Below are 22,754 nucleotides of genomic sequence, written 5' to 3' on the forward strand. Positions count from 1 at the left end.
GACCGCAGGGGCCACCGGAAGGGATGCACCCGAAATGACAGCCAAGCGCACCACACGGCTTGCCGCACTCGTCGCCCTCCCCATGGCCCTGGCCCTGGGCACCTCGACGGCCGCGACGGCCGCCGGACCGCAGGGGTTCCAGATCGACCTCTCGCAGCTCAACAACTCCGGCGCCTCCGGCACCGCCATGCTGAGCCTCGACGGCACCGAACTGACCGTCAAGATCGAGTCGCAGGGCCTGACGCCCGGCCAGCCGCACGCCCAGCACATCCACGGCTCCACGGAGGGGCACGACTTCACCTGCCCGGACATCACCGCCGACAAGGACGGGGACGGCATCGTCACCACCAGCGAGGGGCTGCCCGTCTACGGCAACATCAACATCTCGCTGACGGTGGACGGCGACACGACCCCGGACAGCGGCCTCGCCGTCGACCGGATGCCGGTGGCCGAGGCCGACGGCACGCTCTCCTACGAACGCACCCTGACGGTCTCGCAGGACGTCGCGGACCACATCCAGGACCTGCACGTCGTGCAGCACGGCATCGACCCCAACGGCAACAACAAGTACGACTTCGGCGTCGGCAAGAGCGACCTGGACCCGAAGCTTCCGCAGGAGGCCACCGCTCCGGCCGCCTGCGGCCTGGTCAAGGGCGCCGCGGTCGGCTCCGTGCCCGCCGGCGGCGTGGAGACCGGGACGACGGCCTCCGCCTCCGGTGTCCAGAGCCGCGGTATGGCCGCCGTCGGCGCGGCGACGCTCGTCGCGGCCGCGGGCACCGTCGTGGTGACCCGGCGCAGGCGCGCCGCCCAGGACGGTTGACCCGAGGCCGCCGTGAGCAGCTACCCGAACCCCCGGAGGTCCCCCGTGAATCGTGGCCGCAAACGCGCCCTGTTCGTCTTCGTGTTCGTCGTGGTGTCGGCGACCCTCGTCGGGCTGATCCTGACCGTCCAGAGCCGGGCCTCGTCCGACGAGGCGGCGGGCACGGCCCCGCCCGCCGCTCCGGGTGACGGCGCGGCGCAGGGCGGCGGGCAGCCCGCCGGCAAGCCGGCCGGGGACGTCAAGCCGCTGGGCGCCTCCCGGCCGCGGCAGATCTCCATCCCCGGGCTGGGCGTCACCTCCACGCTGGAGAAGCTGAACCTGGGCGCCGACGGGGAGATGAAGACCCCGCGCGACCCGTTCAAGGCGGGCTGGTACGAGCCCGGGCCCGCGCCCGGCGCCCTGGGACCGGCCGTGATCGCGGGCCATGTCACCTGGAACGGTGAGCCCTCGGTCTTCCACAAGCTGTCCACCCTGAAGCAGGGCGACCGGATCGAGGTGACGCGCGAGGACGGCAGGACGGCCGAGTTCACGGTCGACAAGATCGGCCAGTATCCGAAGAACGAGTTCCCGACCGTCGAGGTGTACCGCAATCTCGACCACGCCGGGCTCCGCCTCATCACCTGCGGCGGCGAGTTCTCCGAGTCGGACAACCGCTACTCCGACAACGTGGTCGTCTTCGCCTCCCTGGCGGGCAGCCGCGCCTGACCCCCGCGGCGCCACCGGGACCCGCCGCGTGCCGGTCACCGCACCCGGCACGCACGGCGGCGGCCGCCGGACTTCCCCCGGCGGCCGCCCCCGCCGTACGCGGGGTACGGTCCGCGCCGTACGTCCGGAGGGCGCCGCGCCGTACGGTGACGCGGCGGCGCCCCGGCCCCCCGGAGAGCGCGGAAACGTTTGCGAGATCATGGTCGCTGTACAGCACGGACCACCTCCGTGACCCGACCCTGAAGGACCATCACAGTGACCACGACGGCCGCCCATCCTCCGATCTACCAGCAGCTGGTGAACGAACAGGGCGACATCCTCGCCGACACCCGGGCCGCCGCCGAGGAGATCCTGCGCGAAGCGGCCGAGGCCCTGGACTGGAACGGACCCGGCATCCAGCGCCGCATCCGGGAACAGGGCCGCCGCTGACCGCCGCGGCCACGCCCCGGGCGGCCGCCCGGGGCCGGAGAGCCGCCCGCGGGGCCGCGCCGGCTCACCGGCCGCGCAGCCGCTCCGTCTCCCGCCGCTCCCGCTTGGTGGGGCGCCCGGCGCCGCGGTCGCGGCGCGGGGCCACCACGAGCTCCTCGCGCGGGGGCGGCGGCGGGCTGTTGTCCACGTAGGCCTCCGCCGCGACGGGCGCCCCGACCCGCTTCCGCAGCAGGTGCTTCACGACCACGATCCGCTCGCGGCCGGCGACGCGCAGCCGCACCTCGTCCCCCGCCTTGACGGAGTGGGCGGGCTTGACGCGCTCGCCGTTGACCCGCACGTGGCCGGCCCGGCAGGCGGAGGCGGCCATCGAGCGGGTTTTCGTCAGCCGTACGGACCAGATCCAGCTGTCGACGCGTACGGCTCCCTCGTCCGACACCATGCCCCGACCCTACCGCCGGGGCCCCGGCCGCACCCGGGGACGGTGCGGACGGCACCCGTCAGCGGTGCTGCTCGATGAGGAGCCGCGCCATCGCCCGGGCCCGCCGGGCGGCGTCGGAGTCCCCCTCGGTGGCGGAGATGATCGAGCCCTTCATCAGGATGTGCCAGGAACGCGCGAAGTTCTCCGGGTCCCGGAGGCCGGCCTCCTCGGCCAGCGTGCGCACCACGCCCCGTATGGTGTCCAGGTGCCGGATACTGGCCCGGCCCAGCGGATGTTCCGGCCGCATTTCCAGCAGCACGTTGATGAACGCGCAGGCATCGAACTCCGGGCTGCGGAACCACCCGTCGAAGACGTCGAAAATCGCCAGCAGGCGTTCCTCCGGCGTTTTCCCGAGACGCCGCGCCTCCGTCTCGACGAAACCGAGCGTCCAGTTTTTCTCCCGCATCTCCAGAAACGCCAGAACCAGCGCGTCCTTCGACGGAAAATGCCGGTAGAGGGTGGCTTTTGCCACCTTCGAACGGCGAATCACCTCGTCGATGCCCACATCGCGGACACCGCGCCGGGAGAACAACGCGTAGGCCGTGCGCAGAATGCGTTCCCGGGCCGCCGCGGGAGATGCCGCGGAAAATACGGTGGTTGCGATCTCGGTGGTCATCGTGCGCCCCAGTGTAGTCGTGGACAGGAGCGGTGAACTGTGAGCATCATGAGGCCATGCCTTCAGAGACAGACCTGTCTTCCTCGCCCCCCGTACACGCGGGGGTCCACACCATCACCCGGGCCCCCGGCGGTGATGCCGTCGTGGCGCCGTGGGGAGAGGTCGACTACGACTCCGCGCCCCTCCTCTACCGGGCCGTGAACGGGCTGACCGCCGGCGACGGCGGAGTGGTGCTGGACATGGCCGACGTCACCTTCATGGACATCGCCGGACTGCACTTCCTCCGGTACCTGCACTCCTACGGCGAAGAGCACCGGCGGGCGGTGACCACGGTCAACTGGGGCCGCCAGCCGCAGCGCGTGCTCACCCTGGCCGGCTCCCTCATGGACGAGCCACCGCTCGGGGCCGGCCGCTGAGCCGCCCCCTCTGACCCACCGACCCACCGACCCTCCGTCTGTCCGGCCGGGGCCGCGGGACCAGCACAGCGCTGCGGTCCCCGTGCGTCCGCGGCCGCTCCGGACGGCGCCGCCCGGGCGGACCGAATCCGAGTCCCCGGCGCGCGCCCGTCCCGCGGCACCGCCGCCGTGCGCACCGCCGGCCGCCCGAGTTCCGCCGCCTCCCTCGCGCCTCTCCCCCGCGTCTCCCTCCCGCGCCCTTCGCGCCCTCCTGTGCCGCTTCCCGCACCGCGGGGGCCCCCTGTCACGCCCGGACGCCCCGCCACCGCAGGCCGTCACCGCGCCGTGAGCGCCACGGGGGTGTTCCGCCGCGATCAGACCGTATGACGTTTCCGGGAGACCGCCGGAGGTACCCGGAGTGCCGACCAGAGCAGCGTTTCACCGACGTCCGGACCAGGACGCCGCTACTCGTCCGAAAGGTGACGGCCATGCACGTCCGCCATGATGAGAGAACCGCAGTCGGCAGGTCCCCGGTGCGCACCGCCGCGCAGGCGGTGGGGGCGGTCTTCCTGCTCGTCGGCGTCCTCGGCTTCATCCCGGGCATCACCACCGACTACGACTCGCTCTCCTTCGCGGGCCACGACTCCGGAGCGGAACTGTTCGGGATCTTCCAGGTCTCCGTCCTGCACAACCTCGTCCACCTGGCCTTCGGGGTCGCCGGACTGGCCATGGCGCGGACGGCTTCCCTGGCCCGCGCGTACCTCGTCGGCGGCGGCGCCGTCTATCTGGCGCTCTGGCTGTACGGCCTGGTCATCGACAAGGGCTCGGACGCCAACTTCGTCCCGCTGAACTCCGCCGACGACTGGCTGCACTTCTTCCTGGGCATCGGCATGATCGGCCTGGGAATCCTGCTCGGCCGCAGGCACGGACGCACCGCCTGAGCGGGCGCGCCCCGGTCCGCGGAGGGTCCGGCCGGAACGACGGACGCCCGTCCCGGCCGGGCCCCGGTGTTTCCGGCCCGGCCCTACGGCCTGGCGCGGTGCCCCGGGCGGCCGTGGGTGCGGCGGCGTTCCTTCAGCTCCGCCTCGTACACATGGCGGCGGCCCTCCATCAGCCGGTCGCGCACCCGCCGCTCCGTCTCCCTGAATTCGCGGTAGTAGCCGTCGTCGTACTCCTCCACGATCTGGAAGGTCCACCGGCCGGCGAGGACGTTGCGGCCGATCAGCCCGTCCTGCACCTCATCGGCCAGTTCCCGGTGTCCTCCGGCGTGCAGCAGGCGGACGACCTCGTCCAGCAGGAAATCGGCGTGGCCGGTGAGCTGGTGGAACGCGTAGAGCAGTCCCCGGGCCCGCTCGGTGTACTCCAGCGCCTCGGACAGTTTGCCCGCGGCGGCGACGGCGGTGTCGTCGGCGTCCTCGGGCCGCCGGTGCTGCGGGTCGGGTCCGTCGGCCTTGTCCGCTGCGGTACCGGTTTCCATGGTCTCTCCGTGGGTTCTCTGCGGCGGGTGGGTCCCGCGTGGGCGATGAGGGGCGACGCGGAACACGCGGGCCGGGAACGTCCCGGCCACGCTCCGCGCCGTGTCCGGCACGGGGTGCCGGGGCGCTCCGTCCACCCCGCGTGGGTGCGGCCCGGTCCCGGTTCTTCTTCCGCACGGTTCCCGGCTCATGCGCGCCGGTCCGGCGCGGGCCCGTCCGTCCCCCGTTCGGAAGAGCCGGGCTGGCGCTTCGCGCCGGGCGTGCCAGAGTGGGGGCGCGGCACGCCCGCCCGCGTCCGCGCCGACACCCGCCGCTCCCGCCGGCGGCGGGCCGAGACCGGGAGGCCGATGTGGAGACGGGGACGGACGGGGACCGGCCCCCGCAGCGCTGTCTGGTGACCGGCGCCACCGGATACATCGGCGGCCGGCTGGTGCCGGAGCTGCTGGCCGCGGGCTTCGCCGTACGGTGCCTGGCCCGCACCCCGGGCAAGCTCCGCGACCATCCCTGGGCCGGCCGGGTCGAGACCGTGCGGGGGGATGTGACGGACGCGGAGTCGGTGCGGGCCGCGATGAGCGGGGTGGACGTTGCCTACTACCTGGTGCACGCCCTCGGTGCCGGTTCCGGGTTCGAGGAGACGGACCGCCGGGCGGCCCGGATCTTCACCGAGGAGGCGCACCGCGCCGGTGTCTCGCGGATCGTCTATCTGGGCGGGCTGACCCCGGCGGGGGTGCCCGAGCGGGAGCTCTCGCCGCATCTGCGGTCCCGGGCCGAGGTGGGACGGATCCTGCTGGACGGCGAGGTGCCGGCGGCGGTCCTGCGGGCGGCGGTGGTCATCGGCTCGGGCTCGGCCTCCTTCGAGATGCTCCGGCACCTCACCGAGCGGCTGCCGGTGATGGTCACACCCCGCTGGGTCCGCACCCGGATCCAGCCCGTCGCGGTACGGGACGTGCTCCGCTACCTCGTGGGCTGCGCCCGGCTCCCCGCGGAGGTCGACCGCGCTTTCGACATCGGCGGTCCCGATGTGACGACGTACCGGGAGATGATGCGGCAGTACGCGCGGACGGCGGGACTGCCCCGGCGGCTGATCGTGACCCTGCCGCTGCTGAGCCCGGGGCTCTCCAGCCACTGGATCGGGCTGGTCACGCCGGTTCCCGCGCCGCTCGCCCGGCCGCTGACCGAGTCACTGCGCCACGAGGTGGTCTGCCATGAGCACGACATCGCCCGCTACGTCCCGGACCCGCCGGAAGGGCTGACCGGGTTCCGGCGCTCGGTGGAGCTGGCCATCCAGCGGATCAAGGAGGCCGACGTCGCGACCCGCTGGTCCTCGGCCTCCGTCCCCGGCGCCCCCAGCGATCCGCTGCCGACCGACCCGGACTGGGCCGGCGGTGATCTCTACACCGACGACCGGGAGCGGCTCGTCGCGGCCTCGCCCGAGGCCCTGTGGCGGGTGATCGAGGGCATCGGCGGCGAGCACGGCTGGTACTCCTTCCCGCTGGCCTGGGCCGTGCGGGGCTGGGCCGACCGGGCCGTCGGCGGGGTCGGCCTGCGGCGCGGCCGCCGGGATCCGCACCGGCTGCGCGTGGGCGACTCGCTCGACTTCTGGCGGGTGGAGGAGATCGAGCGGGGCCGGCTGCTGCGGCTGCGCGCGGAGATGCGCCTCCCGGGCCTCGCCTGGCTGGAGATGACCGCCGGGCGGGACGAGCGGGGCCGCACCGTCTACCGGCAGCGTTCGCTCTTCCACCCGCACGGCTTCGCCGGCCGTCTGTACTGGTGGAGCGTCTCCCCGTTCCACGCCGTGGTGTTCGGCGGCATGGCCCGGAACATCGCCTCCGCCGCCGGGCGGTCCGCGCGGACGGAGGCCGGGACGGACGGGTTCCTCGCGCGACGGGGGCGCCGCGGAGCCGGGGCCGGCCGGAGCGGCGCCTCCGCGCACGGCCGGGATTCCGGCCGGACGCGGGCGCCGGGGCCGGCGCCGGGGCCGGCCGCCAGGATCGCCGCCCTGGTCTCGCGGGGCGGCGGGAAGCCGGGGACCTCCCGGCCCCGGCGCTGAGCACCGCCCGGTGCCGCCCGCTTCCGTGCGGGCGCTCCCGGCCCGCCCCCGGCCCTCCGCGGGCGGCCCCGCGTCCGTGTACGGCACGGGGAGGGCGGGCCGGGCCCCCGGGGTCACCAGCGGCTGTGCACCTGCGCCCGGATGCGGCGGTCGTACAGCTCGCGGACGGCGTCCAGGACGGGCCGCGGCAGCGGCGGCAGCGCTGCGGCCTCCGCGTTGGCCCGCGCCTGCTCGGGCGAACGGGCGCCGGGGATCACCGAGGTGACGCCGGGCTGCTGGATGATCCAGCGGAGCGCCGTCTGGGCCGGTGTGGCGCCCTCGGGTGCCAGTCCGGCGAACTCGGCCGCGGCCTCGACGCCGGTGGCGAAGTCCACACCCGAGAACGTCTCGCCCTGGTCGAAGGCCTCGCCGTGGCGGTTGTACGTCCGGTGGTCGTCCGCGGAGAAGACGGTGTCCCGGGTGTAGCGGCCGGACAGCAGCCCGGAGGCCAGCGGCACCCGGGCGATGATGCCGACGCCCGCCTCGGCGGCGGCGGGGAGCACCCGCTCCAGCGGCTTGAGCCGGAACGGGTTGAGGATGATCTGCACGCTCGCCGTCCCCGGGCGGGCGATCGCGGCCAGCGCCTCCTCGCAGGTCTCCACGCTCACCGCGTACGCGGCCACCCGCTTCTCGGCCACCAGGGTGTCGAGGGCGTCGAAGACGGCGTCCGAGGAGTACACGGGGGTGGGCGGGCAGTGGAGCTGCACCAGGTCGAGGGTGTCGACGCCCAGGTTGGCCCGTGAACGGTCGGTCCAGGCACGGAAGTTGTCCAGGTTGTAGTGCTCGGGGAGCTGCTCCGCCCGGCGGCCCATCTTGGTGGCGGTGAAGATCCCGGCGTCGGGGCGCTCCCGGAGGTAGCGGCCGATCAGCTGCTCGCTGCGGCCGTCGCCGTACACGTCCGCCGTGTCGAAGAAGGTGACACCGGACTCCACCGCGGCGTCGAGCACGGCGAGGGCGTCCTCCTCCCGGACCTCGCCCCAGTCCGCTCCGAGCTGCCATGTTCCCAGTCCGACGACGGACACCTCGCGGCCCGTCCTGCCCAGTACTCGCTGTTCCATGGGATCGATCCTACGTTCGCCCGGGCGGGGCCGGACCGGCCGGCGGGACGGCGGGGCGTCCGGGGAGCGGGCCGCTGACCGGGAAGATTGCGCGGGATGGGCCAGGGTAGCCGCTCCGTTTGTACGGAGATTCCCACAGGACGGAGGAACTGGTGAGCCAAGCGAATGTTTTCGTCATCGGGATGGACGAGGGAAACCTGGACACGCTCCAGGACGTCCCCCTGGCCGTGAATTACCGTTTCCATCCGCTGCTGACCATCGAGGAACTCCAGGTCGGCGACATTCCCGTGGTGGAACTGATCGAGAAGGCCCAGGCGAAGCTGGACGCCTTCGAGGGAAGCATCGACGCCATCGTGGGCTACTGGGATTTCCCGGTGAGCACGCTGGTCCCCATTCTGTGCGAACGCTATGGACTGAGCAGCACCAGCCTGGAATCCATCGTCAAGTGCGAGCACAAGTACTGGAGCCGGCTGGAACAGCGGAAGGTCATCGACGAGCACCCGCGCTTCGCGGTGGTGGATCCGTTCTCGGAACCCGGTCCGCCGGAGGGGCTGTCCTTCCCGATGTGGCTCAAGCCCGTCAAGTCCTTCTCCTCCGAACTGGCCTTCGGGGTCAAGGACGAAAAGGAGTTCCACGAGGCGATCGGCGAGATCCGCGAGGGCATTTCGCGCGTCGGCAAGCCCTTCGAGTACATCCTCGACCAGCTGAAGCTGCCGGCGGAGGTCGAGGAGGCGGGCGGTCAGGCGTGCCTGGCCGAGGAGTCGCTCAGCGGCGAGCAGTTCGCCGCCGAGGGCTACGTCCACAACGGCGAGGTCACCGTGTACGGCGTCCTCGACTCCATCAACTACCCGGACTCCCCCTGCTTCCTCCGCCACCAGTACCCCACCCAGCTGCTGCCCGAGTCCGTCGTGGAACGGATCAAGGACGTGTCGAAGCGGGTCATCTCGCAGATCGGCATGGATTCCGCGACGTTCAGCATCGAGTACTTCTACGACAAGGAGACCGATGAGCTGAATCTGCTGGAGATCAACCCGCGGCACTCGCAGTCGCACGCCGAGATGTTCGAGTACGTCGACGGCCTGCCGAACCACCACTGCATGCTCAGCCTGGCCCTCGGCCGGGACCCGCGCCTGCCGCAGGGCGAGGGGCCTTACCAGGTGGCCGCCAAGTGGTACTACCGGCGCTTCAAGGACGGTGTGGCGCGGCGGGTGCCGACCGAGGAGGAGATCGAGCGGCTGCAGGAGGAGATACCGGGGGTGAAGATCGAGATCGTGCCCGGGAAGGGCCGGCGGCTCTCGGACCTTCCGGGCCAGGACAGCTACAGCTTCGAGCTCGCCCATCTCTTCATCGGCGCGGACAGCGAGGAAGAGCTCTGCGAGAAGTACGACCGGTGTGTGGCGGCGCTTCCCTTCGAGTTCGACGCCGCACCCGAGGAGGAGCGCGACTGATTCATGCGAGCCGTCACCAGCCTGCCCTGCGCGATCAAGGAAGAGGAGCACGTCCGGATCCCGGTCTCGGACGGCACCCGGCTCTCGGCCCGGATCTGGCGGCCGACCGCCTCGGACGACGAGCCGGTGCCCGCGGTGCTGGAGTACATCCCGTACCGCAAGCGCGACCTCAGCTCCGTGCGCGACTCCATCCACCACCCCTACATGGCCGGTCACGGCTACGCCTGTGTACGGGTCGACATCCGCGGCACCGGCGAGTCCGAGGGCGTCCTCACCGACGAGTACCTGGAGGTGGAGCAGACCGACGCCGAGGACGTCCTCGCCTGGCTGGCCGACCAGCCGTGGTGCGACGGACGCACCGGCATGATGGGCATCTCCTGGGGCGCCTTCAGCGCCCTCCAGGTCGCGGCCCGCCGGCCGCCGAGTCTGCGGGCGATCGTCATCGCGTCCTTCACCGACGACCGCTACGCCGACGACATGCACTACATGGGCGGCTGTCTGCTCTCGGACAACCTGGCCGAGGCGGGCACCATGTTCGCCTACGCCACCTGCCCGCCGGACCCCGCGCTCGTCGGGGACCGCTGGCGCGACATGTGGCGGGAGCGCCTGGAGAACAGCCGTCCCTGGGCCGCGGAGTGGCTGCGCCACCAGCGGCGCGACGCCTACTGGCGGCACGCCTCGGTCTGCGAGGACTACTCGGCCGTGCGGGTGCCGGTGCTGGCCTCCAGCGGCTGGGCGGACGGCTACTCCAACGCCGTGGCACGGCTGCTGGAGAACCTGGACGTCCCCCGCCGCGGGCTGATCGGCCCCTGGTCGCACAAGTACCCGCACCTGGGCGAGCCGGGCCCGGCCGTCGGCTACCTCCAGGAGGTCGTCCGCTGGTGGGACCACTGGCTCAAGGACAAGGACAACGAGGCCATGGACGGGCCGATGCTGCGCACCTGGATGCAGGAGAGCGTGCCGCCGTCCACGTCCTACGAGGAGCGCCCCGGCCGCTGGGTCGGCGAGCCGGCCTGGCCCTCTCCGCACATCGAGCGGCTGTCCCATCCGCTGAGCCCGCACCGGATCGGCGCGCCGGGCGAGACGGCCGCCGACGGGACGGAGATGACGGTGCAGTCGCCGCTGTCCGTCGGGCAGTTCGCCGGCAAGTGGGCCTCCTACAACGCGCCGCCGGACCTCCCCTACGACCAGCGGGAGGAGGACGGCGGGTCGATGGTCTTCGACACCGATCCGCTGCCCGGGCGGCTGGAGATCCTGGGCGCCCCGACGGTGGAGCTCGACCTGTCGGTCAGCGAGCCGGTGGCGACGGTGGCGGCACGGCTGTCGGACGTGGCGCCGGACGGCCGTGCCACCCGGGTCAGCTACGGCCTGCTGAACCTCACCCGCAGGGACGGCCGGGCCGCGCCGGAGCCGCTGGTGCCCGGGGAGCGCTACCGGGCGGTGGTACAGCTCAACGGCACGGCCCAGGCCTTCCCGCCGGGGCACCGGATCCGGCTGTCGCTGTCGACCTCCTACTGGCCGCTGGCCTGGCCGCCGCCGCGGCCGGTGCTGCTGACGGTGTACTCCGGCGCCAGCGCGCTGACGCTGCCGGTGCGGCCCGCGGCCGAGCCGGACGAGGTGACGGCGCGGCCCTTCGAGGAGCCGGAAGGCACGCCTCCGCTGGAGGTCACCCAGGTGTCCCCGCCCGAGCAGCGCTGGACCGTCTCCCGCGACCTGGTCGGCTACAACGCGGCGCTGGAGATCGTCAAGGACAACGGCACCGTGCGCTACGAGGACATCGGCCTCGAAGCGGGCCGCCGCGCCTACGAGCGGTACGACTCGGTCGCCGACGACTTCCAGTCGGTGCGCGGCGAGTCGGCCTGGACGATGACGTTCCGCCGGGACGACTGGGAGGTGCGGACCGTGACCCGTACGGTGCTCCGCTCCACGGAGACGGAGTTCCTGCTGCACGCCACGCTCGACGGCTACGAGGGCGGGGAGCGGGTGTTCTCCCGCACCTGGAACGAGGCGGTGCCCCGCGACCATCTCTGAGCCGGCCGCCCGGCGCGGCACATCGCACGGGACCGTGCGGCGGCGGCCGCGCCCCCGTCGCCGCACGGCCCGCCGCCGGGCGCGGGCAGCGGCGCGCCGGTCAGTACTCCCGGTCGAGCAGTTCCTTGAGAAACTCCCGGCTCTCCTCCGGGGGTTCGGCCTCCGCGCACAGCCGTTCCATGATCAGCCCGTACTGGTCGACGTCCTCCCGCTTGTCGAGGTACACCGCGCCGGTCAGCTGCTCCAGATAGACCTTGTCCGGCAGGTCCGGCTCCCGGAACCGCAGCAGCGTGACGGGGGTCCCGGCCGCGGCGTTCGCGCCCACGCTGAACGGCGCCACCTGGAGCGACACGCTCGGCAGCTCGCTCACGGCCAGCAGGTGCTCCAGCTGAGCGCGCATCACCTCCGGGCCGCCGAAGGGCCGTCGCAGCACCGCCTCGTCCACGACCGCCCAGAGCTTCGGGGCGTCCGGCCGGGTGAGCAGCTTCTGCCGGGCGAGCCTCAGCTCCACCAGGCGGTCGATCTTGCGCCGGGGGGCGTCCGGGTAACCGATCCGGGTCACCGCCCGCGCGTACGCCTCGGTCTGGAGAAGGCCGGGGAGGAACTGCACCTCGTAGGTGCGGATGAGCTGGGCGGACTCCTCCAGGCCGATGTGCAGCTCGAACCAGTCCTCCAGGACGTCGCTGTACTCGTGCCACCAGCCGGGGCGGTTGGCCCGGCGGCCGAGGGTGAGGTAGTCCGAGCGTTCGCCCGGGTCGTGGACTCCGTAGAGGGTGAGCAGATCCTCCAGGTCACGGGTCTTGAAGCCCACCTGCCCGCGTTCGAGGCGGCTGATCTTCGCGTGGGAGGCGCGGATGGCCCGGCCGGCCGCCTCCGGGGTGATGCCGCGTTCCCGGCGCAGCCGCCGCAGCTGGGCGCCGACCACGATCCGCAGCACGGTGGGCCCGGCCTCGGGCCGGTCCAGGTAGCGCCGTACGGGTAAGGCGTCGCCGGGGCCCGGGAGTGCGCTCACCGCCGCACCTCCTGCCCGGTGCGCGGCCGGGCGCTCAGGGGGAGACGGCGGGCAGCCGGTCCCCCGCCGGCGGCCGTCGGGCCGGTCACGCCGGCTGCTCCCGTCCCGGCAGGGCGTCGAAGTCGCCGTCCTTCGCCCCGCGGACGAAGGCGGCCATCTCCTCCCGGGTCCAGACCAGCACGGGTCCTTCCGGGTAACGGGAGTTGCGCACCGCGATCCTGCCCCCGGGGAGTACCGCGAGTTCCACGCAGTTGCCGCCCGGCGCGCTGCGGTGGCTTTTCCTCCATGTCACGCTCTCCAAGTCGTCCGCCCGGTCGGGCCGCTCGTCGTCGCCGGTCCCCATGCCAGCCCTCCTCCGCCGTCGGCGGACGGGTCCGCGTCCGCCCCGGCAACCCCTCAGACAACCCCTCATATGCCGTACGCGAGACTGTAGGTGCGGCCGCGTGCACCGCACCAGCCGGAGCACGGCGGTCCGGAGCCCCTCTTCGCGCGGTGCGCTTCGGGTCAGGGCTTGCGGGCGACGCCCACGTAGAGCGGGATGTCGGTGTCGGAGAGGGTCTCCGCGCCCACGTCGACCGGATCGGGGCGCCAGCGCTGGACGACTTGGAGACCCGGCTCCACGAGGTCCAGGCCGTCGAAGAAGCGCCGCACCTCGTCCTTGCTCCGCGGCGTCACGTTCGACCCCTTGGCCTTGAAGTTGTCCGAAACCTGTTTCAGCATGGCCGGTTCGAAGTCGTTCGTGGCATGGCTGAGCACGAGGTGGCTGCCCGGGGGAAGGTCCCGGAGGAGACGGGCGACGATGCCGTACGGGTCGGCCCGCTCCGGAAGCCAGTGCAGCACCGCCACCAGGGTCACCGCGACGGGCTGTCCGAAGTCGAGCGTCGCGCGGAGCCGGGGGTGCTCCAGGATGCCGTCGGGGTCGCACAGATCGGCCTCGATGTAGGCGGTCCGGCCCTCGGGGGTGGACTCGTGCAGGGCCCGTGAGTGGGCCAGCACGATGGGGTCGTTGTCGGTGTAGACGACCCGGCAGGCGGGGTCGGCGTCCTGGACGACCTCGTGGAGATTGGGCGAGGTCGGGATGCCGGTGCCGATGTCGAGGAACTGGCGGACCCCGGCCTCCCGGGCCAGGTACCGCACGGCCCGGTGCATGAAGGCGCGGTTCTGGTGCGCCACCAGGCCGGCCACCGGCATCGTCTCCAGCAGCTGTTCGGCCGCCTTCCGGTCCTCCGGGTAGTTCGTCTTGCCGCCCAGCAGGACGTCGTACACGCGCGCGGCGTGCGGCCGGTCGGTGTGGAGTTCGACCGGCGGCCTGGACCGGGTCCGCATCCATTCCTCCGCGTCCGCCATGCTGCACCGCTCCTTCCCCGCCGCCCGCTGCCGGACGGGCCGTCAACTGTGCTGAGGAGCCTACTGTGTTGGGCCTCCACGGCGACCCGCTTCCACGGGCTCGCGCGGACCGCCGGCAGCCGCGGCCGGCGGGCCCGGGCCGTACGCCGCGGCGGGCGGCACGCGGAAGCGGTGGTCCGGTTTCGTTTGGCCCGCGCCCTCTCCGGGGAACCCTCGGGGCCATGACCACACTCCGGGACGGCGCCCTCGCCGCCGCCTTCGACCGGGCCTCGGGCTCGTACGACCGCCTCGTCGCCGCCAACCCGGGCTACCACGCGCATCTGCGGCTGTCCGCCGGCCGGCTCGCGCTGCCCGCGCGGGGGGCGGGGATGCGGGTGCTGGATCTGGGCTGCGGCACGGGCGCCTCGACGGCCGCCCTGCTCGCCGCCGCGCCCCGCGCCCGGATCACGGCGGTCGACGCCTCGGCGGGCATGCTGCGGCAGGCGGCCGCCAAGCACTGGGACGGTGACGTCGAGTTCGTCCACGCCGCGGCGGAGGACCTGCCCCGCCCGGGCGCGGAGGGCCCGTTCGACGCCGTCTTCGCGGCCTATCTGGTACGGAACGTGGCGGACCCGGACGCGGTGCTGCGGTCGGTACGGGAACTGCTGCGCCCGGGCGGGCGGCTGGCCGTGCACGAGTACACGCTGACCGGGACCCCGTTCCACCGGCTCGTCTGGTCGGCGGTCTGCTGGGGCATCGTGATCCCGGCCGGCTCCCTGCCCCGGGGCGACGCCTCGCTCTACCGTCATCTGTGGCGCAGCGTGCTGGACTTCGACACCGCCGGCGCCTTCCGCGAGCGGCTGGCCCGGGCCGGGCTGCCGCCGGTGCGGACCGCTCCGGTGACGGGCTGGCAGCGCGGGATCGTGCACACCTTCCTGGCCGAGCGGCCCGGCGGCGCGGAGGACACCGGGGGCCGGGGCGGCGAAGGTCCCCGGGAGGGCGGGGGGTGAGCCCCGCGGCGGGGTGCCGCCCCGGCCCGTCCGGCGCGGAGCACCGCCGCCCCCGGCTCCCGCCCCGCCCGCGCGGACCCGTCCCGTCCGGGCTCCGCGCCCTGTCAGTCGCCGGTGGCGGTGGCCAGTGCGTCGGTCAGCTGCCGGGCGCGTGTCTCCTCCCTCAGGAGGATCTCGACCAGGGGGCCGGTGCCCGGGTCGGCCGTCGATCCGCTGCCGGAGCCGGCCGGCCTCACCGCGCTCCGGCCCGCCGACTCGTCGATGTACTGCCCGAAGGGCCGGGGGTCGGCCGTCAGACGGACGCGATCACCGGCCAGGGCGCCGTGCGCCGAGGCGTGGTCGACGCCCAGGCGGGCCAGTCGCTCCCCGCCCGCGTACCGGGTGCCAGCGGGGGTGCTCTCCTCCGCCATGTGCGGGTACCGGAGCAGGACCTCGTGGGTGGCCAGGACCGCCAGCAGGACGTGTTCGGTGCCCACCACGCGGTCGCCGAGACGACGTGCCTGTTCGAACGTCTCCCATCTGACCCACTCGAACGGCATCGAGGCCCAGTTGATCCCGCCGTACTTGACCACCCAGCGCTTCCAGAAGGACATCTGACGGTAACGGCCACGGCCGAGGAGAACGTCGCGCGTGGGATGCAGCAGCGGGGCGAGACCGTCGTCCCGGCTCCCGGTGCCCCCGTCGAGCCGGGCGCGTACGGCTTGCGGTGCGACGCCGCACGCGCCCAGCAGCTCCACCGCGCGGTTGTCCTCCTCCAGCAGCGCCCGCAGCAGGTGATCCGCGCCGAACTTGGCCGCGCCCTCCCGCTGCGCCCGCCGCATCGCCGCGGTCAGCGCCCTGGCCGCGGCGCCCGTGAAGCGGATGCCCTTGTCGCCGTCGTCCCCCAGCAGGTCCCGGGACGCGACGCTCTCCCCGGGGTCGTCGGCAACGCTCCACGCGCCGTCCCGGCCCCGCCGGTTCCGCAACACCTGCGCCACCGCGACCTTGGTCGCCCCTTCGTCCGCGAGGGCTTCGCGCGCCGCCCCCTTGGCCGTGGTGACGCCGGCCAGGAGATGCTCCGTACCGATGGCCTCCCCGTCGGTCGCCCCCCGGGCGCCCCGGGCGGACCCCAGGACACCCGCCATGTTCCAGTCGGGCTCCTTGATCACTGCCATGGCCTTCCCTTCGTGCGGTCGCTGATGTGCAGCCTCCCCGAACCGGGACGGGGACCGCATCGCCCGGGAGGCGGATCTCCGCATGCCCCTCCGGGGGGACGTGAACAAACTTGCGTCTCAAGCGGCTTGAGGTACCACAGTGGCCCCGTGAACGCCCACGAGCTGTACCCCATCGGAGACGCCGCCCGCCGCAGCGGCCTGAGCGTGAGTGCCGTCCGGTTCTACGCCGACGCCGGACTGGTCGAGCCCACGGGCCTGAACGGGGCCGGCCACCGGATGTACGACATCGGCGCCATCGCCCGGCTGGAACTCGTCCGTACCCTGCGCGAGCTGGACACCGGCCTGGACGAGATCCGCCGCCTGCTCGAAGGCGGCACGACCCTGCACGGTCTGCTCACCACGCACCTGGGGATCGTCGAGCGCCAGGAGCGCGTCCTGCGGGCCAGGCGGGCGGTGCTGAGGACCCTGATCGGACAGGGGGGCGGCACGCCCGCTCAAGCCGACCTGATGCACAAGCTCGTCTCGATGACCGACGAGGAACGCGAACGGACCATCGACGATTTCTGGAACGACGTCGGCGAGGGCCTGGACGTCCCCGAGGGCTTCGTCGACCGGTTGCGCACGATGCGCCCGGTCCTGCCCGCGGACCCCACGGCAGCCCAGCTCGAGGCCTGGATCGAGCTGGCCGACCTGGTGACGGACCCCGGGTTCCGCGACGCGGTCCGCGCCTATCTGCGGGACGTCTACTCCACACCCGAGGCGCGGGTCCTGGCGACCGGCCCGTTCCAGGACTTCATCCACGTGACCGGGGCCCCGCTGATGGCGGAGCTCCTGGCCGCGTACCGTGCCGGGGAGCCGCCCCGGTCCCCCCGGGCCCAGCAGGCCGTCACCCGCTTCATGGAAGCGGCCACCGCACTGTCCGGCACACCGCTCACCCCCGAAGTCCGCGACCGGATGGCCGACGGCTACCGGCGGATACCCGGCATCCTGTGCCGGATCGCCGAGGAGGAAGCCACCTCCGGGGGCCCCGTCTACGACGACACCCACGGCCGGTATCTGTCCCTGGTGGCGCGGATCAACGGGACCGCGCCCGAGGACCACCACGACCCCCTCCCCTACGCCTGGATCGCCGACGCCATGCAGGACGCGGGACCACCGCACCCCGGGTGAACGGGGGCCGAAGCGGCTGGAGCCACGGAGATCACGGGTCACCCGGTCAACGGGCGCTGCCGGTCTCCCGGGCGGGGGCACGGACTTCGGAGGCCGGGGCCGGGGCCGGGGCAGGGCCGAAGCCGGGCGGCCGCCTCCGCGCGGGCGGATCGTCCTCCCCTCAGCCGGCCAGCTCCGGGTAGCCGAAGAGACCGGCGTACTCGGCGGGCAGCCGGCTGAGCAGCGCGTCCCGCTCACCGCGGCCGATCCGGTCGGCCAGCGTGGACAGCACCGCGCGGGCGGCCACCTCGGCGCTCTCCTCGTCCTCGCCGGTGGCCTCGGCCACATGGGCGACGAACGTCCGCACCCCCCAGTCCCGGGCCGCGGCCTCCGCGTCATTGATCATGTCGGCCAGCGGCTCGGGCAGCTGGTCGGCCAGATGACCCGCGATATCCGGCGTCAGCCGGGTGCCCAGCGCGGTCAGGACGGCCCTGGTGACCCGGTCCGCCTCGTCCGCGCTGTATCCGCCGCGCTCGCGCACGGCTGCGAGGAAGGCTCCGTACGGCATGGGATGGCTCACTCCTTGTGTGGGCGGATGTCCGGGCCCGGCGCCGGGGACACCGGCCGGGCCCGAGGCGATTCGCACCGTCCGCGGCGAATGTCCTTCTAGAGGTACCAGGGGCCCTCCGCTTCAAACAGCTTTCGCCCGGCTGCCCGGCCCTCCCGGGGGACGGAAAGGGCGGCGGCACGCACAGCCGCCCCGGGCCGGGCACGGCACAGGACGGCTGCACGGAGGACGCGCCGTGGAGCGGGAGCGGACGGCCGGTCAGGTCGTCACGGCAGTCCGGCAGGCACCCCTGCCGCCGGGACTTCCGTGAACCGGCCGACCGGTCATTCCCTCCCGATGAAACAGCCGGCGCAGATCGTGCAGTTTCCTCCGAGTCGCGTCACCAGTTCCCGCACGACCTGCCGGGCCACCGGGTCGGTCCGGACCGCGGGCGGAGCGACGCACACCTCCCGCCCTGTTCGGGTGCGGGCCACCCATCCGCGGAAGGCCGGTCCGTGGTCAGCAATCACCAGAGTGCTGCGCATGGTTCCCCCTTTTCAGGAGTGGGAGAACCCCCGAGTGACCGTCCGATCGTGCCACTTCCGTCGCCCCCGGACGCAGGAATCCCGCAGAGCGCCGCGCCGCGGCGGAGCACGCCGCTCCCGGCCGGGCCCGCGCCGTGGCCCCACCCGCCGCCCGCCGCCCTCCGTCCTCCGTCCGCTCAGATCAGCCCTCTGCGGCGCAGGTCCTCCAGCACCCGCTCGTTCATCTCCCGGATCTTGCTCGCTTGCAGATCGGTGACCGCGATCGCCGCGCTCTCGAGCGCCTGCCGGATACCGGCCTCCACCTCCTCCCTGGGGAGCGAGGCGATGACGACCCCCGCGTCGGCCTCCGCCCGCTCGACCGGGACCGGCTCCCCGCCGGAGAGGACGAGGCGGCAACTGCCCGGCGCCCAGCCCAGAGCGCGCTCCATGTGCGCGTAGCTGGTGTCACGGACCCGCGCGCCGCGCTCGACCCGTTTCCAGGTGTCCTTGCTGATGCCGGCGGACCGCGCGGCGGGCTCGACACCGAGGCCGAGATCCAGCCGCCGCCGCGTGACGCGCTCTGCCAAACGATCGAGGTGGGGAACCATGCGCCCATCCTCTCAGGACCGGCTAGGACCGGCTAGGACTTGGCCCACGCACCGCAAAATAAGCGGGAGTTAGGGAAGCTTCACGCTAACTGGCCGCGAAAACCGGCTAGTTACGACTGGACATAGCCGCTAACTCCCGCTACTTTCTCCGCCATGCAGAGTCCCTCACCCACGTATCCCGTGGACGGGGCGGCCGTCCGGGAACTCCGCATGCGCAGCGGCATCGGGATTCCCCAGCTCGCCGAGCGGGTGGGCATCACCGCCAGCTATCTCAGCCGCATCGAAGTCGGAACCAGACGCCGCATGCGTCCGGCCACCTACCGCCGCCTCCGCTCCGCCCTGGGCCTCCCGCCCGACGACACCCGGATCCTCGCCCCGCGACCTGCCGTCCCCGCCCCCCGACCAGGAAGGCACCGCCGTGACCCCAACGGATGACCCCCGGACCGCCCTCCCGCGCACGACCGCCGAGCAGCGGCTCGTGGCACGTGCCCGCGACGGGAGCGCCGAGGCCTTCGCCGCTCTCTACGACCGCCACCACCGCCAGGTGTTCGCCTTCGTCCAGCACCGGGTGCGCAACACCGCCTTGGCGGAGGACGTCACCAGCGAGACGTTCCTCCGCGCCCTGCGCCGCATCGGCACCTTCTCCTGCCGGGGCGGGGCCTTCGGTGCCTGGCTGACGGTGATCGCGCGCAACATCGTCATCGACCACTACAAGTCCGGCCCGGTCCGGCGCGAGGTCTTCCCCGGGGAGGTGGTCCACGGCGACAGCTACGAGCGGGCGGCCGAGGACCGGGTCATCGAGGCCCACACCCATGCCGCCCTCTGGGCGGCCGTCGGCCGGCTCAGCCCCCTGCAGCAGGAGTGCGTGACGCTCCGCTTCCGGCGGGGGATGTCGGTTGCCGAGACGGCCAGGATCATGGGGAAACGGGAGGGCGCGGTCAAGACCCTCACCCACCGGGCCGTACGGAGCCTGGCACGCTCGCTCCCCGCCGGCCATCCGGTGGTCGCCGCATGACCCTGAACCCCAACCTCCCGCACGCCCTGCGGATCATCCGCGAGGCGCTGGCGGCCTACAGCGGGCCGGAGCTGGAACTGCGCATCGCGGTCGGCCTGGACGCGGCCGGGCTCCTCACCGACATCAACGCCATGGGCCGCGTCGATCGCACCGAGGTCACCCCGGAGGCCGTTCCCGGGCCTGTCGGGGACGGCCGGCCGCCCCCGGACACCGTGCTGCCGCACCAGGGCATCGTGCTGCGCCGGACGGAGCCGGCCACCGGTCCGCCCCCGGAGCCCGGCACGGTGACCCGGCTGCCGGCACCGGCGGAGGCCCGCTGCGCCCGCGCGGAAAAGGTCTTCGAGGACCTCGTCGACCGCTACGGGACGCGGCCGGAGGTGCTCACCGTCGAGCAGGACCACGACCGGGTCGTGGTCTGCATCCGGGCCCGGACCCTGTCCGACTGGGAACGGTGGCTCTCCGAGATCGGCGCCGGGGCGGCGGAGGACACCCGGCCGGCCGGATACGCCCAGCTGGCCTTCGGCACACGGGCCGGCGTACCGGTACGGCTCGTCGCCCACGAGGTGCCGCGGCTGCTCCACGCGGCCTACCAGGAGGCGGTGCGGCCCTACTGTCTCTGGGGCCGCGTCTACGACCTGGCGCGGCCGCTGGCCGAGAACGGCGGGGACGGCAACCACTGGCTGTTCCTCGGGATCCGCGACAAAAGCGGAATGCCGCTGCTGTCCGTACGGGGCCGCACGGAGCTGTGCACCCTGGAGAACATCGTCCGGCACTCCGGACCGCTCACGCCCGTGGACACCGGCGCGTCCCCGCCGGTGACCGGCGGGGACGCGGACTGAGACCGATCCGCTGCCGGGAAACGGCCCGCCCGGTACATGGACCGCCCCGCCGGTGGTAGTGAACCTTTCAAGAACCGGTGCCGGAATGCCCCTGTCGGCACCGGTTCCCGGGGCCGTCGGCCCGTCGCGCACCCCCTAGGGCGACGGGCAGCCGGCCGGTCCGCCGGCGAGCGCGGCCGAGCACGGCGTTCGCTCCCGCCGGTCCGGAGGGCCGGACCCGTCCTTGTCCCACCCCCGAGTGGCAACCGGGCCCGGCCTTCCTCCCCCTGACGCCCCGTCCCCGCGGAGCCGCTCCCCTGCCCGCGGCGCCTCCCGGCGGCACGCCGGGGCGGGAGACTCCGCGGTCACCGCGGCAGACGGTGCCTGGCCGGGCGCCGGCGGCGGCCGATGCGCACACCGAGCAGCACCAGATCGGCGAGAAAGACGGCCACCGCGATGACGAGCAGGAAGAACAGCCCCTCGACGACCACCCCGGCGATGCCGAGTCCGACCGCGACGAGGACCAGGAACAGGAACAGGGCCATGGGATCTCCGATACGGGGGCGCTCAGCGCCGGGCCAGCCGGCGTCCGCCGGCGCCCTGCCGGTAGGGGCGTTCGTAATGGGCGAAGACCGCCGCCTCCTCCTCGGCGAGGAGTTCGCCGTCCCGGTCGATCGAGGGCGCGTTCTTCACCTGCTTCCGCGAGACCCGGACCTTGAGATGGCCGGGCCCGACGGTGGCCCCGTCCAGCGGCACGAACACCAGCCGGCGCCGGGTCGGCAGGCCGACGAGGACGGCCGAGAAGGCCGGCTCGTCGGAGGAGGTGTCGACATAGACGGACTCCAGTTCCCCGATCCGCCGGCCCTCGGCGTCCAGCACGGCGTGACCGCGCCAGTCCTTGATGTTCTCGGCCTCGAACACCGCATGTCCTCCGTTCTCCGCGGGCGCTTCCCGGTCCCGTCCTCATCCGTCCTATCCGCACACAGCGCCGTCCGCGCGCCGGGAGCGCACGGGCGGCGGGATCCGTACGCCTGACGGCCTATCGGAACGGGCCCCGGAGGATCACCGGCACCGCGGGCACGGAGGAGCGGCCGCCGCCCCGGGGAGCCGGAACCGGACGGCCGGAATGGCCGGATCCGCGCGGTGACCGGGCGGTCCCGTCCGGCCGATGGCCGGGGGCGGGTGTTCCCGGGGCCTATGCTGTGCCGGGTGGCGAACGAAGAAGTGCAGCGCCTGGCGCGGATACGGATGCAGGTGACGGGAGAGACCTTCGACGAGGCTCTCGCCGCGCTGGAAGGCCGTTCCGCCGGCACAGGACGCGAGGACCGGCCGGAGCCCGAGCCGGACCCGGAGACGGTGGAGAGTGCGGCCGGTACCGGCGCGACCGTCATCGACCTGGCCGGGCGGGGGAGAACAGCGGGCACGGCCCGCGAGAGCCGGCGCCGCACGCCCGCACGCCCGCGCAGAACGCCCGGGGCCGCGAACGGGCAGCAGCAGGAGGAGAGAGGCTGACGGCCGGAGGCCCGCCTCGCCGGTCACCGCCGGCCCGGCCGTCCCGGTCCGCGCCGGGAGGGCCGGGCCGGCGGCGCGTCAGACGAGCTGCGCCCGGCCGAACAGCAGGGCGTAGCCACCCGGAAGCCGGTCGATGATCCGGTCCAGCAGCTCGCGGTCCAGCCCGTCGGCGAGGACGCTCAGAACCGAGCTGGCGTCCCAGCGGGCGGTCGCGGAGGTCGCTCCCTCGGTCCGGGCGGCGATCCCGTCGACGAACTCCGCGGCGGCCAGCGGCCGGCTCACCGGCCGCTGCGTGATGAGCACCCGGGCCGCCTCCGGCGGAAGCCGGCGGGCCAGCAGATGCCGCTCCGTCCGGCCGAGCTGACCGGCCAGCGCCGAGAGCACGACACGGATCACCCGTTCGGCCTCCCGCCGGCTCGGATACTCGCCGCGTTCCCGGACCTGCTCGGTGAACTCACTCCAGCGCATGCGTGCGCTCCTCCTCATTTCCCCTCACGACGACTGACAGACGGTGCGCGACACCCGGCGGCCCGGT

27 protein-coding genes are annotated in these 22,754 nt (G+C 73.5%); 14 read left to right on the forward strand and 13 right to left on the reverse strand.

Annotation, left to right across the window (positions count from 1 at the left end; genetic code table 11):
- The first annotated feature begins 34 nt into the window (after window positions 1–34).
- The 3 genes from SXIN_RS00485 to SXIN_RS00495 all read left to right on the forward strand — a co-directional run bounded on the left by SXIN_RS00485 (window position 35) and on the right by SXIN_RS00495 (window position 1,954).
- Window positions 35–820, forward strand: a complete 786-nt coding sequence (locus SXIN_RS00485) for a CHRD domain-containing protein (RefSeq protein ID WP_019708373.1) — start codon at window positions 35–37, stop codon at window positions 818–820.
- A gap of 45 nt (window positions 821–865) precedes the next feature.
- On the forward strand, window positions 866–1,525 hold the full coding sequence (locus SXIN_RS00490; protein WP_095756383.1) for a class F sortase: 660 nt from the start codon (window positions 866–868) through the stop codon (window positions 1,523–1,525).
- A 255-nt stretch (window positions 1,526–1,780) separates the two neighbouring features.
- A complete protein-coding gene (locus SXIN_RS00495; RefSeq protein WP_019706943.1) occupies window positions 1,781–1,954 on the forward strand; it encodes a hypothetical protein in 174 nt (57 codons plus the stop codon).
- 64 nt (window positions 1,955–2,018) lie between these two features.
- Here the strand turns inward: SXIN_RS00495 and SXIN_RS00500 are convergent, their stop codons facing one another.
- Window positions 2,019–2,393 (reverse strand): RNA-binding S4 domain-containing protein, encoded by a 375-nt coding sequence (locus tag SXIN_RS00500; protein WP_095756384.1) that lies wholly within the window; start codon window positions 2,391–2,393, stop codon window positions 2,019–2,021.
- A gap of 58 nt (window positions 2,394–2,451) precedes the next feature.
- Window positions 2,452–3,048 (reverse strand): TetR/AcrR family transcriptional regulator, encoded by a 597-nt coding sequence (locus tag SXIN_RS00505; RefSeq protein WP_019706759.1) that lies wholly within the window; start codon window positions 3,046–3,048, stop codon window positions 2,452–2,454.
- Window positions 3,049–3,104: 56 nt separating this feature from the next.
- Between SXIN_RS00505 and SXIN_RS00510 the strand changes: the two genes are divergently transcribed.
- Window positions 3,105–3,464, forward strand: coding sequence for an STAS domain-containing protein (locus tag SXIN_RS00510; RefSeq protein WP_095756385.1), 360 nt, complete (start codon window positions 3,105–3,107; stop codon window positions 3,462–3,464).
- A 467-nt stretch (window positions 3,465–3,931) separates the two neighbouring features.
- Window positions 3,932–4,384, forward strand: coding sequence for a DUF4383 domain-containing protein (locus SXIN_RS00515; RefSeq protein ID WP_095756386.1), 453 nt, complete (start codon window positions 3,932–3,934; stop codon window positions 4,382–4,384).
- A gap of 83 nt (window positions 4,385–4,467) precedes the next feature.
- Here the strand turns inward: SXIN_RS00515 and SXIN_RS00520 are convergent, their stop codons facing one another.
- On the reverse strand, window positions 4,468–4,920 hold the full coding sequence (locus SXIN_RS00520; protein WP_019706456.1) for a hypothetical protein: 453 nt from the start codon (window positions 4,918–4,920) through the stop codon (window positions 4,468–4,470).
- Between the two features lie 347 nt (window positions 4,921–5,267).
- Between SXIN_RS00520 and SXIN_RS00525 the strand changes: the two genes are divergently transcribed.
- On the forward strand, window positions 5,268–6,968 hold the full coding sequence (locus SXIN_RS00525; RefSeq protein WP_095756387.1) for an SDR family oxidoreductase: 1,701 nt from the start codon (window positions 5,268–5,270) through the stop codon (window positions 6,966–6,968).
- A 113-nt stretch (window positions 6,969–7,081) separates the two neighbouring features.
- Here the strand turns inward: SXIN_RS00525 and SXIN_RS00530 are convergent, their stop codons facing one another.
- Window positions 7,082–8,065 carry an aldo/keto reductase gene (locus SXIN_RS00530; RefSeq protein ID WP_095756388.1) on the reverse strand — a complete coding sequence of 328 codons (984 nt, stop codon included), beginning with the start codon at window positions 8,063–8,065 and terminating at the stop codon, window positions 7,082–7,084.
- A 182-nt stretch (window positions 8,066–8,247) separates the two neighbouring features.
- Here SXIN_RS00530 and SXIN_RS00535 point away from each other — a divergent pair, with 182 nt between their 5' ends.
- The gene (locus SXIN_RS00535) at window positions 8,248–9,513 is read left to right on the forward strand and encodes an ATP-grasp domain-containing protein (protein WP_019708370.1); all 1,266 of its coding nucleotides are present in this window, start codon (window positions 8,248–8,250) and stop codon (window positions 9,511–9,513) included.
- 3 nt (window positions 9,514–9,516) lie between these two features.
- On the forward strand, window positions 9,517–11,544 hold the full coding sequence (locus SXIN_RS00540) for a CocE/NonD family hydrolase (protein WP_019708369.1): 2,028 nt from the start codon (window positions 9,517–9,519) through the stop codon (window positions 11,542–11,544).
- A gap of 100 nt (window positions 11,545–11,644) precedes the next feature.
- Here SXIN_RS00540 and SXIN_RS00545 read toward each other — a convergent pair whose 3' ends face one another.
- The 3 genes from SXIN_RS00545 to SXIN_RS00555 form a co-directional block, all read right to left on the reverse strand.
- Complete coding sequence (locus tag SXIN_RS00545) at window positions 11,645–12,556, reverse strand: helix-turn-helix domain-containing protein (RefSeq protein ID WP_019708368.1); 912 nt, start codon at window positions 12,554–12,556, stop codon at window positions 11,645–11,647.
- A gap of 85 nt (window positions 12,557–12,641) precedes the next feature.
- Window positions 12,642–12,899 carry a DUF397 domain-containing protein gene (locus SXIN_RS00550; protein WP_019708367.1) on the reverse strand — a complete coding sequence of 86 codons (258 nt, stop codon included), beginning with the start codon at window positions 12,897–12,899 and terminating at the stop codon, window positions 12,642–12,644.
- Between the two features lie 161 nt (window positions 12,900–13,060).
- Entirely contained in the window at window positions 13,061–13,903 is an 843-nt protein-coding gene (locus SXIN_RS00555; protein ID WP_019708366.1) for an SAM-dependent methyltransferase, read from the reverse strand.
- A gap of 221 nt (window positions 13,904–14,124) precedes the next feature.
- On the opposite strand from SXIN_RS00555, the gene SXIN_RS00560 reads away from it, so the two are divergent.
- Complete coding sequence (locus SXIN_RS00560) at window positions 14,125–14,892, forward strand: class I SAM-dependent methyltransferase (RefSeq protein ID WP_095756389.1); 768 nt, start codon at window positions 14,125–14,127, stop codon at window positions 14,890–14,892.
- Between the two features lie 104 nt (window positions 14,893–14,996).
- On the opposite strand, the gene SXIN_RS00565 is transcribed toward SXIN_RS00560, so the two are convergent.
- Window positions 14,997–16,046 carry a Clp protease N-terminal domain-containing protein gene (locus SXIN_RS00565; RefSeq protein ID WP_039820953.1) on the reverse strand — a complete coding sequence of 350 codons (1,050 nt, stop codon included), beginning with the start codon at window positions 16,044–16,046 and terminating at the stop codon, window positions 14,997–14,999.
- A 147-nt stretch (window positions 16,047–16,193) separates the two neighbouring features.
- Between SXIN_RS00565 and SXIN_RS00570 the strand changes: the two genes are divergently transcribed.
- The gene (locus SXIN_RS00570) at window positions 16,194–17,216 is read left to right on the forward strand and encodes a MerR family transcriptional regulator (RefSeq protein ID WP_019708364.1); all 1,023 of its coding nucleotides are present in this window, start codon (window positions 16,194–16,196) and stop codon (window positions 17,214–17,216) included.
- A gap of 160 nt (window positions 17,217–17,376) precedes the next feature.
- Here SXIN_RS00570 and SXIN_RS00575 read toward each other — a convergent pair whose 3' ends face one another.
- Window positions 17,377–17,763 carry a DUF2267 domain-containing protein gene (locus SXIN_RS00575; RefSeq protein WP_095756390.1) on the reverse strand — a complete coding sequence of 129 codons (387 nt, stop codon included), beginning with the start codon at window positions 17,761–17,763 and terminating at the stop codon, window positions 17,377–17,379.
- A gap of 700 nt (window positions 17,764–18,463) precedes the next feature.
- Window positions 18,464–18,874 carry a helix-turn-helix domain-containing protein gene (locus SXIN_RS00580; protein ID WP_043462596.1) on the reverse strand — a complete coding sequence of 137 codons (411 nt, stop codon included), beginning with the start codon at window positions 18,872–18,874 and terminating at the stop codon, window positions 18,464–18,466.
- Window positions 18,875–19,027: 153 nt separating this feature from the next.
- Here SXIN_RS00580 and SXIN_RS31795 point away from each other — a divergent pair, with 153 nt between their 5' ends.
- From SXIN_RS31795 to SXIN_RS00595, 3 genes are read left to right on the forward strand one after another with little or no spacing between them, the layout of a single operon-like run.
- The gene (locus tag SXIN_RS31795; RefSeq protein ID WP_095756391.1) at window positions 19,028–19,309 is read left to right on the forward strand and encodes a helix-turn-helix domain-containing protein; all 282 of its coding nucleotides are present in this window, start codon (window positions 19,028–19,030) and stop codon (window positions 19,307–19,309) included.
- Complete coding sequence (locus SXIN_RS00590; protein ID WP_238153628.1) at window positions 19,293–19,889, forward strand: sigma-70 family RNA polymerase sigma factor; 597 nt, start codon at window positions 19,293–19,295, stop codon at window positions 19,887–19,889. The genes SXIN_RS31795 and SXIN_RS00590 overlap by 17 nt, the downstream gene beginning before the upstream one ends.
- Window positions 19,886–20,728, forward strand: coding sequence for a BN159_2729 family protein (locus SXIN_RS00595; RefSeq protein WP_095756393.1), 843 nt, complete (start codon window positions 19,886–19,888; stop codon window positions 20,726–20,728). The genes SXIN_RS00590 and SXIN_RS00595 overlap by 4 nt, the downstream gene beginning before the upstream one ends.
- A 344-nt stretch (window positions 20,729–21,072) precedes the next feature.
- Here SXIN_RS00595 and SXIN_RS00600 read toward each other — a convergent pair whose 3' ends face one another.
- Window positions 21,073–21,252 carry a hypothetical protein gene (locus SXIN_RS00600; protein ID WP_019712151.1) on the reverse strand — a complete coding sequence of 60 codons (180 nt, stop codon included), beginning with the start codon at window positions 21,250–21,252 and terminating at the stop codon, window positions 21,073–21,075.
- Between the two features lie 22 nt (window positions 21,253–21,274).
- A complete protein-coding gene (locus SXIN_RS00605; RefSeq protein ID WP_019712152.1) occupies window positions 21,275–21,628 on the reverse strand; it encodes a PRC-barrel domain-containing protein in 354 nt (117 codons plus the stop codon).
- Window positions 21,629–21,916: 288 nt separating this feature from the next.
- Between SXIN_RS00605 and SXIN_RS00610 the strand changes: the two genes are divergently transcribed.
- Window positions 21,917–22,219, forward strand: a complete 303-nt coding sequence (locus tag SXIN_RS00610; protein WP_157916231.1) for a hypothetical protein — start codon at window positions 21,917–21,919, stop codon at window positions 22,217–22,219.
- Between the two features lie 78 nt (window positions 22,220–22,297).
- On the opposite strand, the gene SXIN_RS00615 is transcribed toward SXIN_RS00610, so the two are convergent.
- Window positions 22,298–22,687 (reverse strand): DUF2267 domain-containing protein, encoded by a 390-nt coding sequence (locus SXIN_RS00615; RefSeq protein WP_019706907.1) that lies wholly within the window; start codon window positions 22,685–22,687, stop codon window positions 22,298–22,300.
- Window positions 22,688–22,754 lie beyond the last annotated feature (67 nt).

This window comes from Streptomyces xinghaiensis S187, from assembly GCF_000220705.2.
GTDB classification, from domain to species: Bacteria; Actinomycetota; Actinomycetes; order Streptomycetales; family Streptomycetaceae; genus Streptomyces; species Streptomyces xinghaiensis.

Bases quoted from the DNA above. Each gene is read 5' to 3' on its own strand.
- SXIN_RS00600 (WP_019712151.1), bottom strand. From the start codon at position 21,252: ATGGCCCTGTTCCTGTTCCTGGTCCTCGTCGCGGTCGGACTCGGCATC.
- SXIN_RS00485 (WP_019708373.1), top strand. From the start codon at position 35: ATGACAGCCAAGCGCACCACACGGCTTGCCGCACTCGTCGCCCTCCCC.
- SXIN_RS00535 (WP_019708370.1), top strand. From the start codon at position 8,248: ATGGACGAGGGAAACCTGGACACGCTCCAGGACGTCCCCCTGGCCGTG.
- SXIN_RS00515 (WP_095756386.1), top strand. From the start codon at position 3,932: ATGCACGTCCGCCATGATGAGAGAACCGCAGTCGGCAGGTCCCCGGTG.
- SXIN_RS00530 (WP_095756388.1), bottom strand. From the start codon at position 8,065: ATGGAACAGCGAGTACTGGGCAGGACGGGCCGCGAGGTGTCCGTCGTC.
- SXIN_RS31795 (WP_095756391.1), top strand. From the start codon at position 19,028: ATGCAGAGTCCCTCACCCACGTATCCCGTGGACGGGGCGGCCGTCCGG.
- SXIN_RS00595 (WP_095756393.1), top strand. From the start codon at position 19,886: ATGACCCTGAACCCCAACCTCCCGCACGCCCTGCGGATCATCCGCGAG.
- SXIN_RS00575 (WP_095756390.1), bottom strand. From the start codon at position 17,763: ATGCCGTACGGAGCCTTCCTCGCAGCCGTGCGCGAGCGCGGCGGATAC.
- SXIN_RS00510 (WP_095756385.1), top strand. From the start codon at position 3,105: ATGCCTTCAGAGACAGACCTGTCTTCCTCGCCCCCCGTACACGCGGGG.
- SXIN_RS00560 (WP_095756389.1), top strand. From the start codon at position 14,125: ATGACCACACTCCGGGACGGCGCCCTCGCCGCCGCCTTCGACCGGGCC.
- SXIN_RS00520 (WP_019706456.1), bottom strand. From the start codon at position 4,920: ATGGAAACCGGTACCGCAGCGGACAAGGCCGACGGACCCGACCCGCAG.
- SXIN_RS00550 (WP_019708367.1), bottom strand. From the start codon at position 12,899: ATGGGGACCGGCGACGACGAGCGGCCCGACCGGGCGGACGACTTGGAG.
- SXIN_RS00580 (WP_043462596.1), bottom strand. From the start codon at position 18,874: ATGGTTCCCCACCTCGATCGTTTGGCAGAGCGCGTCACGCGGCGGCGG.
- SXIN_RS00615 (WP_019706907.1), bottom strand. From the start codon at position 22,687: ATGCGCTGGAGTGAGTTCACCGAGCAGGTCCGGGAACGCGGCGAGTAT.
- SXIN_RS00500 (WP_095756384.1), bottom strand. From the start codon at position 2,393: ATGGTGTCGGACGAGGGAGCCGTACGCGTCGACAGCTGGATCTGGTCC.
- SXIN_RS00565 (WP_039820953.1), bottom strand. From the start codon at position 16,046: ATGGCAGTGATCAAGGAGCCCGACTGGAACATGGCGGGTGTCCTGGGG.
- SXIN_RS00555 (WP_019708366.1), bottom strand. From the start codon at position 13,903: ATGGCGGACGCGGAGGAATGGATGCGGACCCGGTCCAGGCCGCCGGTC.
- SXIN_RS00540 (WP_019708369.1), top strand. From the start codon at position 9,517: ATGCGAGCCGTCACCAGCCTGCCCTGCGCGATCAAGGAAGAGGAGCAC.
- SXIN_RS00505 (WP_019706759.1), bottom strand. From the start codon at position 3,048: ATGACCACCGAGATCGCAACCACCGTATTTTCCGCGGCATCTCCCGCG.